The following is a 13,860-nucleotide window of genomic DNA, read 5'->3' as shown; positions in this document are numbered from 1 at the left end:
TGATTTGACGGGGGTTTCTTGTGTCTATTGTTCATCCGTTAGAAAATTTTCAATTGCCCATTCAAGTTTATTCATCTCTTTAAGCATGGCAACTGCGTATTCTTCTTTATAGAACTCTTGCTTTTTAATAATTTGGAGCAATCCCTTCACGAAAAGAATTGGATGATACGAATCGATTTTAAGGGTTTCGTACTTATCTTCATACTTGATGTAGATGTCTTCCAGTTTCACTTGCAAACTAGAAATGCGCTCTTTTGCTTGGACCAGTTCTTCATTTAAGAACTGCAACTCTTTCTCTTCTTGACTATCCTCCTGTATGGCATGGAGGCCCGCGTCTTTACTTCGTTTACGCCCCCCCACCTCTTGCATTATATATATCTTCCATTTATTATTGATCGCTCGAAAAAGCTCTTTACTATCGCCTATAGATCCTGATTGCCCTAAAAACAAATATCCATCTTCATTTAGAGAATGATGGAACGACGAAATAATTCTTTGTTGCTGTGTGGGCTGAAAATAATGCAATACATTTCTGCAACTGATAAAGTCCAGATGATGAAAGCCAGGATCTTTGGCAATATTATGAGGGGCGAAGATGATATGCTCCCTTATCGATTTTTTCACCACATAGAAATCCTGCTTCTTATCAAAATATTTATTCAGAATGCCAGATGGAACATTTTCAAAAGCTGTATCAGGGTAGACTCCTGCACCTGCAATCTTTACAGAATCATAATCCAAGTCCGTGGCATAAATCTTGAAATCCATCTCCACATTTTCATCCATTGATTCAATCGTCTCTTTTAACAAAATCGCTAAAGAGTAGACTTCTTGTCCAGTGGAGCATCCTGCAATCCAAATTTTCATCTCAGATTCAGCCATATCCAGCTTATTTTTCAAAATGGTGGCAAAAACTTGTTTTTGGATGAGATCAGCCAATTCATTATTTCTAAGGAATTCTTCTGCACTACTTGATGGTTGCTTCAAACCTTGTAAGTTTTGACTTAACATATCTAGTCTCCCTATTAATTGTTCAACTGCTTCTCTTTATCTTTTTTTATTTTACCAAATATCAAAAGAATTCTGTAAAAATTTTTCCTACAAAAATCGAGTTTTATTTTACACACTTGACTTTGGTAGTAATTGTTGTATAATAAGAGATTGGGTACACACCCATCATATTAGTAACTTGATATAGAAAGGAAGAACGTTATGACATTCTTAAGCAATACCAATGTGTCACAAGGATGCACTGGCGTTCCATATAGTTTTTTCACAGAGGCTTAATCGATCTGGCACGGCCTAGGAGCCGTAAGGACGTATGAGAGGTAGGGCTTACGTTGTTTAAGTAAGGGAAACTACCATGGAATTATACCGCGGCAAACGAATATAATACTTTTATGTCATTTATAAATCATGTCCATGTAGCTGGACAACTTATAATGCTTGTGATGAAGCAAGTTACTAATTGCGCTATACATCATATTATTAGCGCCTTTATTAGAATAAAAAAATGAAAGCAAGTCGTCCCTCGTGATGACTTGCTTTTATTTTTGCACGCTGTAATTTGAAACTTTTGTAAAACACCTGTATAATTATATGCTGATTGTCAATTACACTCGGAAAATAACTATCTTTGTAGATTTTTTTATAGATTTCAAGGGGGAATTGGATGTCTTTCACAAGCTTATTCATGGCCGAAGAAGAGACAAGAGATAAAGAAGAAATCAAACAGGAACTAGACGATTTGGAATTCCAAATGTTCCGCATGAAAGAAAACATGAAAGAAATCGCCAAAAAGTGGCAAGTGATCGGCATTGATCAAACGAAAGATGATAACTGGGTTGTCGTTTACACAAATTACGACAATAACTCCTGCAAGATCATGCTTAACGATTGCGAAACCGCCTATCGCGGCCAGTGGGATTTCTCCATACAGGCTACTTACAAAAAGGATGATACCATTTTTATAGGTGATATAAAGGGACCCGAAAACAAAGGATATGGCTCTATCTGCATGAATTATCTTAAGGAAGTCGCTAAAGATCAGAATATCCATTGCATAACAGGGGACATCGCAAAGCGTGATTGGGACCACGTAGACCGTCTCGTTCATTTCTATGAAAAACATGATTTTCAAGTGGAAATAGATAAAGAAACAAAGTCCGGCGAAATCGTTTGGCAACCTAACTAATTTCATGAAATAAGGGGATGGATGGATTGACTGTTAAAGTACTCGGCGCAACCGTTGATAGTTTCACACGATGCACTCATTATCATTCAGAAAAAGATATCATTGCCATTAAGTTTCATTGCTGCAGAGATTACTACCCTTGCTACCAATGTCATGAAGAACATGCAGATCACCCTATAACCTTATGGCCAAAAGACAAGTTTCATACTAAAGCAATTCTTTGTGGAAACTGCAAAAATGAACTGACGATTAACGAGTATTTAAACAGCCAATCGATTTGCCTGACATGTAAGGCAGCTTTCAACCCCGGTTGCCAACTTCACTATCATCTATATTTTGAGAAATAGAGACTTTCCGTTCGGGAAGGCTCTTTTTTAATCTTTACAATTCTTTGGATCCGATTTAGTAGGAGGTTGTTCCAACCAGCCATGCTTCAATAGAAGTTTCGCACCATCACCAGCATATGTCATCACTTCACCTATCACCTTCAAGTACATTAAAGCTAGATCTTTGCGCGGACTTAACGCCATCGACAACCCGTAATTTGCAGTTCCATATGAAATCAGATGTGTCACATGATTGAGCATAAAACGGTTTGAAAAAGGAGAAACAGAAGAATCCAGCACTTCACTTCCATAGGTGGAAGGTACATTACAATCCTCTTTCAAAAGTATGGTAGAAAACGTCGTTACATACTTATTGGCCAAGCTTTTCCCTTTTTCAAAATAAGCGCAAAGCTTTTTATCATCCGTAACTTGCATAAATCCTTTTAACAGTGCTTTCCCCAGGGAGTTGGAACGTACATTTTGAAAAAGCTGGTTCATCTCAAATACAGTCAACGGACGCTTATCAATAGTAAATCCAGCAAAAAAATGACCACTTTCCACAAAATCGACCTGTTTCGGCGTTGTAATATACGGGGGTCTAGAATAAAGCCCCTTCTCTAATAGCAACCTCTTCCCCATCTCCGTTATTTCTTGGAGAGCATCAATATGCAGGTGAAACACTTCCCTGACATCCTTACGAGAAACTTCCGCGACCGCCAGCGCGAATCCGTTCAGCGCAAACTTTGCCATTCCATCAATGTAATGAAGATAAAAAACATCCGAAAAAAGCCGGGGAGCTTTTGTATTGATATCTTCAGAAGTAATACCTCTCGGAACAGGAAATTGTTCTTTCTTAAAAATATCCATATATCTGTGTACATGTCGTTTGGATGTTCGCAGACATTGCTCCACAAATCTCTCAATATCTGGATCATCCACATGTACCAGGAAGTATCGGAACATATGATGAACGGACGTTTCAAACAAATAACTGCTCCACAAATGCCCAATTTCTGCAGAAGTGAGTCGTATATGGTTATGGGAATTTTCCATTGTTGGAGTGGACCTGCCTTTCAGAGCGTTGTTAAAATTAGTTTGGTCATTTGGAGGATAATTATGTAAAAGAGAAGGATATTATTGATATCCTTCTGAAAAAGCTCTAAGGTTATAAACCATTAGGTGGAAGAGTTGTCGTTACACAGATACGGTATGCCTTACAACGTAAAGAAGGGGTTCTCAGGACTTCGACCGTCCCAAGTGCAGGTACAACCTCCACTAGAACTGGTTCTGTTCCATTTAATGCCCACACAACCATTGGACAAAGAGGCGTTCCACCGATAGCCCCTGTTGATGTTAAACTAGTTACAATTGATTGCAACTCAGCCACAGTTGGCGTTCTGTAACCTGCAAATAATGTTGGACAGTAGCCGGAATCATACCTTAAAGTAGTATTGGTGAATACAAAAGTTAGATTCGCTAAAGGAACATATACAGCACCTTGCATAGCAAGCATTGACCTTAAACCTCCACAAACCGCCGACTCATTTCTTCTCACTGGATTCGGACACTTATCCTTCTTATCACAGCAACAACAACACTTTCTCTCACAACATTCCACATAAACTATTCCCAAAATTTTCACCTCCTATTTTTTGAGCTACTATATAGTATGAAAAACGCTAGATTACGCTTGTACATTTCTACTAAAACGAAAAAATAGACGAGCGCATTTACCGCCCGTCTATTCTCTCACTAGCATTTAATCATTGTACTTGTAATAGCGGGATGCGCCAGCACTACAGCCGCATTTTTTCTTGCCACGCGCCGCATCTTCCATCGGTGAAACCGCATTGTCCATAGCAGGTCTACTATGACGAAGATAGCATTTACACTTTACTTCGCAGCACACCTTGCATTCTACATACAAAACTCCCACGACTCTCACCTCCTCTATTAATCTATTAAAAGTATATTCATACTAATAGAAAATGATTGTGTCAATTCCTCACATGACAAAAAATAGACAAGCGATTAACTAGCCCGCCTGCCTTGTAAAATATAAAAAACCCGGAAATAATTTTCTTAGTTCTAACATCGTCTTATACCATTTTTAATTTCGGGCACTTACAGTTGTTCCCGATCACTCTGTATCCAATCACTTCAATACCTTTTTTCTTTAAGTAACGCACACTAATGTTTTTTTCAAGATGGCTAGATGCAAGGACTATTACTTTTTCCTCTTTAAATTGTTGATAGTTCCGTTGCAGATAAGCAACAGGAATATTCACCGCTACAGGAACAGGCTCTTCCACATAATTATAATCCCTAACATCAACAACTTTTGCAGGGCTGGTAAGTTCTATGTTTTTCACACAAGGAACACCTAAAACAGGAACATATCTATTATAAAAGTAAACGGAAATTAATATGAATATCAAAGCAATAGAAATGACCAACAACCATCTCCTCCAATACGGTTCATTTGTTTCTTTATATTATACCCCCTTAGGTATAATGTCAACATTCTTGTTTTACGTAAAAAAGCACATTCTGCATGAGAATGCGCTTCACAATTTTACTAACTACTACAGTTCCGATTTCCAATTATACCTTCTTGTAGGATTAGAACTAGTTAATCCTCCTCCACATCCACAATCGGACTGACTAGCAGCGTTCATTGTACTTGGTGCAGTAAAGAATTGACCATTATCTGGATTGATGTTATTTGGACAAGGGTTGGAGCAGGTAATGGATGCTATATAAGCGGTATCTACACTTACAGGAACATTTAGAGTAGGCAAGAATAATTGGTTTTGACCACCAAGTGGGTCGACGGCGTTCAAAGTATTATTAATTGTCGCAGATTGAGTAGAGGCCGAAACAATAGTTAGTTGAATATCACGGTGAGCTGATCCTCCTTGAGGAATATCCAGATTATCACAAACGATGTCAATCATTCTTTGACCTGTGATGTCTTGATTCAACGGCACTTCTTCACCAGTACGGAATCTTGCTTGGCAACCGCCAAAAGATGAAAATCTAACAGTTAATCCTGTAGGAATCATTAAGGTATCAACAATTCGTGCATTTGTTCCCGGAGAGTTTGGTGTATTTGTTACTGTTAAGCGATACGTAACTTGATTCCCATTGATTGTACAACATTTAGCGGCAGAAAGTTGGACTACATCAAGGTTTAACGTACAGAAGTCTGATGCCTGAGAAGTACCTGATACAACACTAGCTCTATTGTCAATCAAATATTCTCCAGGTCCTGATACCGCTGTAACAGGTAGAGAATACGTAATAACTCTTTCTCCACCAGGCTCAATTGTACCTAAGTTGCCGGTAATCAAAATTCTTCCTGGGACTGAGCGGTCTACATTTAGGCTAGGATCGCTTATTGTAATTGGCCCTAGCGTAATATTCGGAGAAAAGAGTAGGGTATCTGTAAGTTGTACATTTTCTAAAGGAGATCCCCCAGGATTTGTTACTGTAATTTGAAACGCAAGTCTTACCGTATTACCATCAAATATTTCTTCACAACTTTTATTGACAATCAATTGACCTGGAGCAGGACATTGAGGAACAATATAACACCCATCACAAGCAAACGTGTAGTTCACATTTGCTGCTCTTACTCTAATTCCTTGTGTACCATTAGGGTAGTTCCCCACAATTTCCAAGCGGTATTCAACCGTGACACCCTTATCGAAACGGTTATTCGATTCCACCTTCAACCAATTGAAACCTGTTGGCGCAGGACCATAGTTCGGATCTGTAGGACTGATGGTGAACGGTACGGAGGTAAAGGTCCCACACCCATCAACCTTTTCACTTACTATTATCGTATTTGCCGGTATGTTTTGACATACAGGAATCACAAAACTACTAATCCCTCTAGTAGCCATTGCATTATCAGTCGAGAATTTATAAGACCAATAAGAACGGTTTTCTGGCGATGGCCTGAAACAAGGGTTACTAGCGGTGCTTCCATCCGGAAGCGTTTGACATGCGGGTTGTATGACCGTGATCCCGTTTTGGGTGGCACAGACACAAAGGTTTTGATACGGGGAACAGTTACAATTTTGACATATATCTGCCATTTAAACATCTCCTTTAACATTAGTTTCTACATAGTATGTCTAGCATTTTTCAATGTATAGACGAATGAATTAAGAGATTTGACCATTTTAATAGAGTAATAGAGCATAGAAGTAAAATAAGAAAAAGCCCCACCCTTTATATAGAAAGAGTGGAGCTTTTTAGATGATCTGAGAGGGATTCGAACCCCCGACCCCTACCCTGTCAAGGTAGTATTCTCCCGCTGAACTATCAGATCTCATATTCGACTGTAAATATTATTATAGATAGTCCACACTTGTTTGTAAAGAAAATTTTACAAAACTAAACTTCATATAAGTTAAACGAAATATCAGGGGGATTTATAGCTGGGGATTGGAGCAAAAGGCGGAGACTCCTGAGGGAGATAGCGGTAGCTTGAGACCCCGCAGCGGAGCGAGGAGGCTCTAGCACCGCCCCTAGGAAAGCGAAGCCATTTGCGGTAATCCACAGCGGCGTTTAACCAATTCGAAAATTAAAACCGCCCCAAACTCGGAACGGTTACACTTGCATACCTTTTTCTTTTCTTCCCGAAGCAAAAGCATCAATCATCAGGATTATAGCTGTTATAGTGTGTAAAGCCCAACCCACAAAAGGGACCCATCCTAAACAAGACGCAACAATTCCCCAAATACTACCGTGAAACTTCTGCCCTTCTTTCGCACTAAACACCAGCGTAATGATATGTAAAATCAACATAAGTCCCAATGGAGAATAACCAAACCCCATCACAGTCAGACCTCCAAGCACAGGAATAGCCAAAAAAGCCTCCATTCCGCCTGTAACCCACTTTAATGTAGTAGATGGTTTCACAAAATCACCTTCCTTTCTTATATTTCAAGTATATTCCTTACTCCCCAAAAAACAACCAGAATATACGTTCGTATTTTTATTGAATATAAAACATATGTTCGTATATAATAATGGTAAGGAGATGATAATAATGAGCCGAACGCTCGAGTGTTACATTAATTCAAGAACACCTATTGAAATAATCTATATGTCCAAAAATGGTTCCATCACACAAAGATCCTTAATCGTGTTTAATATAAACAAAAATAATGTGACGGCATTCTGTTACCTGCGCAATCAAAAAAGAACGTTTCTGTTAGATAGAATATTATCCTATCGCCCCTTAATTAAAACATACAAGAATGAGGTTATCTGAACGTTTCTCTTGCACACATTTCCTCATATGTGATATTCTATAAAGAAACACATTTTTACAGGAGGGAGATATTAATGAGAGAAGTAACACTTACAGATATTTTTACACACCCTATAACACAGAAGTATTTGAAGCGCTCAGGAGTTGCACATGCCCTTGAAGTGGCCAACCATGCCTTTCATTTGGCGTTTAAATATAATGTAAGCGTAGATTTAGCTACTAAAGCTGCCCTTCTGCACGATATAGGCCATTACGAATGGTATCGTCAAGGAAAATGGGACTATGAGCTTTACAGAGAAAATGATATTCATGCAATTAAAGGTGCAGAGCGTGCCCACAAGTTATTGATTCGCTTAGGAGAAAACCCCCAAAACGCTAAAAAGATCTCTGTTGCTATCCTTTTGCATACAGATTCCTATCTGCCTGAAATCGACGTCAAGAGAAGTCCATTACAAAAAGTAGTGAAGCTTGCAGACGAAATGGACGAGGAAAAAGGCGGAAACCACCACTATAAACAAATTGATAAAACTACCGCGCTTGAAAAAATCAACTACCTGGACCAACTCGTTGAACATTATCTTCCAAAACAACAACTATCATCACCTTCACATGAACAATCAATGTAATCTACAAGAGGTAGCCGATGCTGCCACCTCTTCATTTGCAATTTTTTGAAAACCCTTACTTGGCAAGATAATAATCATACCCGTCTATCACCCTGAATCCAGCTTTCTCATAGAGCTTTATTGCTCCTTCATTTCTTACGTCCACATCCAACCTTATTGCTTTTTTAGGATATCTAACTTTAAGGTCTGATACTATTTTCTCTAATATTGCACGACCGTATCCTTTGCCCCTATGGTCTGGATTTATCGTAAATGCGCTTAAATACACTGATTCCTCCTCATCACTTACTGTTATTGTAGCGATCGGAGTTTTATCTACATGCACAAGAAACAGCTCGTATCCCGGATTTGAAGCATTACGTTCAATTAGACTCTTCACATTTTCATCAGTTGGCGCAACATCGAATCCGTCCGATAAAAGCTTCATTATAATTCCAGCTTCAGATAGATCTGCTGTTTTAATGGACATGTTTTGCAGACAATCATACTTTTTGTGAAATTTCTCATTGTACTCCATGGTGAACTCAGAATACACGTAGGTCGCTTCCATTTTTAATGCGAGATGAATGGCAGCGTCAGACTTTGAGGGACAAACAAAAAGCACCTCGTCTGCATCACGCTCCCTTGTCATTTCCTTTGCACTTTCAAGCAAGCTACTAAACTTCCCTTGATTTCGGTATTCTGGATGGATCATCCCGGCAAGTTCTATCTTTTTCGGATCTATAAAAGAAAACAAACCTAAAAAACCTATTAATTCATTTTTCTCCCGCGCTAAAATTAAACCAAGATGAGTGGTGTCCCCTTTTTTAATCATGGATAAATTAATACTGGCACTTATTTCGTAGCCATCATGAAACTCGCATTTCTTCAAAAGATTAACCACTTCTTCATATTCTTTTTTAGAGAGGTTGTTTGTTTTTGTTATTTCCATCGTTTCCCCCCATATTTTTCATGTTTTTCTAAAATACAAAACACCCATATGACATCATATGAGTGTTAAAGGGAAAACGTAATAATCCTATGTTAATCTGTTACTTTTTCTAAGTCTTCCATGATTTCTTCTAAAGGCACATCCAAACCGCTATAGGACTCCCGTACATATCCTTCTTTATCCACTAAGAAGATACTCGTACTGTGCATATATTGATCTGAACCTTCTTCTTTGGAAGCCGGCACCATAAATGATACATTTGCAAACCGCTCTATCGTTTCCTGATTATAGCCTGTAACAAAATCCCATGACTGATAATCCGCTTTATACAAATCACCATATTCCTTTAAAGCTTCCGGAGTATCCTTCTCAGGATCGATGCTAAAAGAAACAATTGGCACTTCCACGCCTGTTTCTTTCATTTCCCGCTGCATCCTTGCCATATTGGCCGTCATTGGAGGACAAACTGTATCACAGTTAGTGAAAATAAAATTAGCTAACCAAAATTCCCCTTCATGTTTAGAACTAGTGAAGCTCTGCTTATCTTGATTTACTCCATCAAGCTCTCCAACCTCAAGTTTCATTGAAAATTCTTCATCTAAATTAACTTCACTGCTTCCGCAACCAGCCAGAGCAAGTAAGATTACAAATGACAATATCGGCCAAAGTCTTTTCAAGAATATTCCTCCAAACTCATAAAAAAGTGTCGAGACCATTATAGCCCGACACTCTTATGAAATGCTAGTTAACAAATTGTGAATCAATGAAATTTTTGAAGTCAGGCTTTTCCTTCAAGAATTTAAGTTCAAAGGACGAGTTTGCAAATTCCTGGACCACTTCTGCATCTACTTCATGAGTGAAGCGAATTCTTTCCCACGCAGAATCAATAACTTCTTTTGATAGTTCTTGGTTTGTCAGTTCTTTAATAGAATTGATGGCAATATCTTTTGATTCTTCTGGATTTTCAGAAATGAAGTCCACTGACTCTTGATGTGCATCTACTAATTTTTGTACCAGATCTTTATTTTCATCAATCAACTTACCGCTTGTAACAAAGATGGTGTTAGGTAGAGTAGTTCCAAAGGAGATCTCATTACTGTCAACAAGAATGTTAGCACCGTGCTCGATGGATAACAAGGAAGCCCACGGCTCTGGAACTGCTGCTGCATCTACACTTTCAGATTCAAACATTCCTGCATATTGTGCAGGATTTCCAGTTACATGTTTCATGCTTCCGCCAATACGAGCTGAAGAAAGGCCGTAATCTTGTAAAAATGTTTCCATCTGAACGTCATGCGTACAACCAACTCCAGGCGTGATAAATGTGGCACCATCAAGCCCTTCCACAGATGTAATTCCACTTTCTTTACTTGCTATGATTACCGTTCCTCCAGAAGATGCTCCGGCTACCACTTTCACATCCGCTCCGCTTACATAGTTGTTCATAGCCGGACCAGGTCCAACTAAGCCGCCTTGGATGTCTCCTGTTTTCAATGCTGTCATAAACGCTCCACCATCAGGGAATGTCTTGTATTCCACCTCATATTGATCCCCAAGGGCTTTTTCATATAATGCTTTCTCACGAGCAACCATCGCTGGCACATGATCGATATTAGGAAAATATCCAATAACAACTTTCTCTTTGCCGTTTGATCCACTTGTGCTTGAACCGCAGCCAGTAAGGACCCCCATTGCTAATAAAAATAATGCGCTGATAATCAACCAACCTTTTTTCATCTTTTTTCCTCCCATGCTCTCTATTTATGAATCCAAGCCCCAGCGTTTGATAACATTTTTCTCGAAGCGCTGGAAGATAACTAGATCTACCACTGAACCGATCACACAAATGATGATAATGACGCCGAACACCAGACTCATCTGTCCGAAATCAGCTGCATATTTCAACGTGTACCCCAACCCAGGTCCCATACTAAGTAATTCAGCCGCCATCAGCGCTCGCCAAGCAAACGCCCATGCAAGCCTTGCACCTGTCACCGCATATGGAACGGATGCAGGCAAAATTATTTTCCAAAACATTTCAACACCACTAGCTCCCATCGTGGAAGCAGCTTTTATATATAAAGGCGGGACGCTTTTGATTCCCATCCTCATATTAATGGTCATAACGAGTGTTCCACCTAAAGTAACGATAAAAATGATGGCCGTTTCATTAAATCCAAACCAGATAATCGCAAGCGGCAACCAAACAATACTTGGCACACTTTGCAGTGCAAGGACAAGCGTCCCTACTGTTTCATCTGCTGTTTTTGACTTAGCAAGCCAAATTCCAAGCAAGGTTCCGATAATTAGAGCCAAAAACAGTCCCACACCGAGGCGCTTGAAACTCGCCCCTAAATCATAAAGTAATGTTTTATCCATAAAGCCTTGATAAAGGGCCACTGCCACATTGGATGGTTTTGGCATCACGGCAGGTGACCAACCGATTAACAGCACCACCACTTCCCAAATGATAAATAAGGAGGCAAAGAATATGAGGCGTTTTACTCCAGCTTTCATCGTCTCAACTCCTCCTCTACAACCTTATCAATCTCTTTTTCCAACATTGCACTGATTTGAGATTCCAAAAGGGCAACCTCTTCATTTGTCCGTAAACGCGGGCGAGCCGCATCTACTTTGATGTCTGCAATAATAGTTCCAGGTCTTGTTCCCATCACAAGGATCCGATCTGAGAGTTTAATTGATTCATGAATGCTATGTGTGACAAACAAAACGGTCTTCTTCGTCTGCAACCAAATCGTTTCTAGTTCCTGTTGAAGACGCAATCGCGTTTGTTCATCTAGTGCGCCGAACGGTTCATCCATTAATAGAACAGTCGGATCCATGGCTAGGGCTCGTGCAATAGACACTCTTTGCTGCATTCCACCTGATAATTCATGCGGATATTGTTTAAGGTTACTACCAAGCTGCACCATTTTTAAGTAATGAAGAGCCCTCTTCTCTCTTTCTTCCTTGTCTTTCATATCTCGGATCGCAAATAGAACATTTTCTTCCACGGTCATCCACGGAAACAAGGCAGCCTGCTGAAACACCATTCCTCTATCTTTCCCTGGCTTTGTAATTACCGATCCCTTCAGTCGGATTTCTCCTTCTGTCGGTTTAAGCAATCCAGCCACCATAGAAAGCAAGGTGGATTTCCCGCAGCCAGATGGCCCAAGGATGGAAACAAATTCACCCTCTTGTATGTCAACATTTATAGATGAAAGCACTTTATTCTCAACATTTTGTTGTGTATAAACTTTCGTAATATCTGATATCTGTAAAAACAACCTATGCACCTACTTTACACTTTTCGCATAATCCATATTAGATTAATCGGATTAATTGGATAAAATATATTATATAACGTATGTGAAAAAGGTCAATATATTGACAGAAAATAATTAAAATTATTTTTGACAACCCCCGTTTGACTGGAGTGTAAGTTGTGAGACTCCAGCGGGAGGTAGCGGTAGACTTGAGACCCCACAGCGCAGCGAGGAGGCTCAAGCACCGCCCCGTGGAAAGCGAACAACTGAAACGAAAGGAAATAGGGAGTTCATAAAGCTCCTATTGTAATTAACTCTCGACAACAAAGCTTACCATTCAACAAATTTGATAAAAATATGATATGATAAACGATAAAGCGCTTACCACAATAGATAAAGGCATCACAGGAGGTAATAAACAATGAGTAAAAACGTTGGGCGTATTGAAGAATTCACGCTATACAGCAACGAACTTAATGAAGAAATGACTCTAATGGTATATACACCAGCTAACTATTCACCACTCTATAAATACAACATTCTTATAGCACAGGATGGTAAAGACTATTTCACACTCGGTCGCATCGGAAGCACCACCGACAAACTGCTTGCCGCAAACGAAATGCAAAATACGATCATTGTAGGCATCCCTTACAAAAACGTAAAAGATCGTTGGGAGAAGTACCATCCAGACGGAAGCAAGAACAGTGCATATATCCGCTTTCTTGCACATGAATTGACACCATATATCGATGAAAAATATCCATCCTATCAAATGGGAATGGGACGAGCTTTAATTGGGGATTCCCTAGCAGCAACTGTGTCACTGATGACCGCTCTGTCATACCCACATACATTTGGCAAAGTCATCATGCAATCACCATATGTGGATGAAAAGGTCATGAATAAAGTGGAAGAATTCAGTCAACCATCCTTCCTCTCCCTCTACCATGTAATCGGTACAAAGGAAACGGAAGTTCCGACTACAAATGGAGAGAAGAAGAATTTTATCAAACCAAACCGGGCACTTCATACATTAATGAAAGAAAAAGGATTCTCCGTTTATTACGAAGAATTCGAAGGCACACACACTTGGACCTACTGGCAACCAGACCTAAAACAAGCCTTACCAAAAATGCTATCGTAATTTAAGTGAGATTCCCTGTAGATTGGAGTGCAGGATATGAGACTCCGGCGGGAGGTAGCGGTAGACTTGAGACCCCACGGCGC

At 39.5% G+C, this 13,860-nt stretch carries 15 protein-coding genes and 1 tRNA gene; 4 read left to right on the top strand and 12 right to left on the bottom strand.

Annotated elements, in window-relative coordinates; translation table 11 throughout:
- Positions 1–24: 24 nt before the first annotated feature.
- Complete coding sequence (locus tag K7887_RS07225; RefSeq protein WP_223492866.1) at positions 25–1,011, bottom strand: CheR family methyltransferase; 987 nt, start codon at positions 1,009–1,011, stop codon at positions 25–27.
- A gap of 661 nt (positions 1,012–1,672) precedes the next feature.
- On the opposite strand from K7887_RS07225, the gene K7887_RS07220 reads away from it, so the two are divergent.
- Positions 1,673–2,194, top strand: a complete 522-nt coding sequence (locus K7887_RS07220) for a GNAT family N-acetyltransferase (RefSeq protein ID WP_223492865.1) — start codon at positions 1,673–1,675, stop codon at positions 2,192–2,194.
- 17 nt (positions 2,195–2,211) lie between these two features.
- A complete protein-coding gene (locus K7887_RS07215) occupies positions 2,212–2,541 on the top strand; it encodes a CHY zinc finger protein (RefSeq protein ID WP_223492864.1) in 330 nt (109 codons plus the stop codon).
- Between the two features lie 27 nt (positions 2,542–2,568).
- Here the strand turns inward: K7887_RS07215 and K7887_RS07210 are convergent, their stop codons facing one another.
- The 6 genes from K7887_RS07210 to K7887_RS07185 all read right to left on the bottom strand — a co-directional run bounded on the left by K7887_RS07210 (position 2,569) and on the right by K7887_RS07185 (position 7,452).
- Entirely contained in the window at positions 2,569–3,573 is a 1,005-nt protein-coding gene (locus K7887_RS07210) for a DUF3231 family protein (RefSeq protein WP_223492863.1), read from the bottom strand.
- A 112-nt stretch (positions 3,574–3,685) separates the two neighbouring features.
- Complete coding sequence (locus K7887_RS07205) at positions 3,686–4,033, bottom strand: hypothetical protein (protein WP_223492862.1); 348 nt, start codon at positions 4,031–4,033, stop codon at positions 3,686–3,688.
- A 586-nt stretch (positions 4,034–4,619) separates the two neighbouring features.
- Positions 4,620–4,892 carry a hypothetical protein gene (locus tag K7887_RS07200; protein WP_223492861.1) on the bottom strand — a complete coding sequence of 91 codons (273 nt, stop codon included), beginning with the start codon at positions 4,890–4,892 and terminating at the stop codon, positions 4,620–4,622.
- A 213-nt stretch (positions 4,893–5,105) separates the two neighbouring features.
- The gene (locus K7887_RS07195; protein WP_223492860.1) at positions 5,106–6,623 is read right to left on the bottom strand and encodes a COG1361 family protein; all 1,518 of its coding nucleotides are present in this window, start codon (positions 6,621–6,623) and stop codon (positions 5,106–5,108) included.
- A gap of 164 nt (positions 6,624–6,787) precedes the next feature.
- Positions 6,788–6,859: transfer RNA gene (locus tag K7887_RS07190), tRNA-Val, on the bottom strand.
- Between the two features lie 281 nt (positions 6,860–7,140).
- The gene (locus tag K7887_RS07185; protein ID WP_010192941.1) at positions 7,141–7,452 is read right to left on the bottom strand and encodes a hypothetical protein; all 312 of its coding nucleotides are present in this window, start codon (positions 7,450–7,452) and stop codon (positions 7,141–7,143) included.
- A gap of 429 nt (positions 7,453–7,881) precedes the next feature.
- On the opposite strand from K7887_RS07185, the gene K7887_RS07180 reads away from it, so the two are divergent.
- The gene (locus tag K7887_RS07180) at positions 7,882–8,433 is read left to right on the top strand and encodes an HD domain-containing protein (RefSeq protein WP_223492859.1); all 552 of its coding nucleotides are present in this window, start codon (positions 7,882–7,884) and stop codon (positions 8,431–8,433) included.
- 55 nt (positions 8,434–8,488) lie between these two features.
- On the opposite strand, the gene K7887_RS07175 is transcribed toward K7887_RS07180, so the two are convergent.
- The 5 genes from K7887_RS07175 to K7887_RS07155 all read right to left on the bottom strand — a co-directional run bounded on the left by K7887_RS07175 (position 8,489) and on the right by K7887_RS07155 (position 12,651).
- On the bottom strand, positions 8,489–9,364 hold the full coding sequence (locus tag K7887_RS07175; RefSeq protein ID WP_223492858.1) for a GNAT family N-acetyltransferase: 876 nt from the start codon (positions 9,362–9,364) through the stop codon (positions 8,489–8,491).
- A 92-nt stretch (positions 9,365–9,456) separates the two neighbouring features.
- Positions 9,457–10,041, bottom strand: coding sequence for an SCO family protein (locus K7887_RS07170; RefSeq protein ID WP_223492857.1), 585 nt, complete (start codon positions 10,039–10,041; stop codon positions 9,457–9,459).
- 64 nt (positions 10,042–10,105) lie between these two features.
- Positions 10,106–11,101 carry an aliphatic sulfonate ABC transporter substrate-binding protein gene (locus K7887_RS07165; RefSeq protein ID WP_223492856.1) on the bottom strand — a complete coding sequence of 332 codons (996 nt, stop codon included), beginning with the start codon at positions 11,099–11,101 and terminating at the stop codon, positions 10,106–10,108.
- Between the two features lie 24 nt (positions 11,102–11,125).
- Positions 11,126–11,881 (bottom strand): ABC transporter permease, encoded by a 756-nt coding sequence (locus K7887_RS07160; protein ID WP_148964795.1) that lies wholly within the window; start codon positions 11,879–11,881, stop codon positions 11,126–11,128.
- Positions 11,878–12,651, bottom strand: coding sequence for an ABC transporter ATP-binding protein (locus K7887_RS07155; protein ID WP_223492855.1), 774 nt, complete (start codon positions 12,649–12,651; stop codon positions 11,878–11,880). Before K7887_RS07155 ends, K7887_RS07160 begins: the two co-directional genes overlap by 4 nt.
- A gap of 400 nt (positions 12,652–13,051) precedes the next feature.
- Between K7887_RS07155 and K7887_RS07150 the strand changes: the two genes are divergently transcribed.
- Positions 13,052–13,777: an alpha/beta hydrolase gene (locus K7887_RS07150; RefSeq protein WP_223492854.1), complete on the top strand. Its 726-nt coding sequence runs from the start codon at positions 13,052–13,054 to the stop codon at positions 13,775–13,777.
- Positions 13,778–13,860 lie beyond the last annotated feature (83 nt).

The organism is Sutcliffiella horikoshii (genome assembly GCF_019931755.1).
GTDB lineage: Bacteria > Bacillota > Bacilli > Bacillales > Bacillaceae_I > Sutcliffiella_A > Sutcliffiella_A horikoshii_E.
The sequence above is the reverse complement of the archived record's forward strand: the minus strand, read 5'-3'. Positions and strand labels throughout refer to the sequence as shown.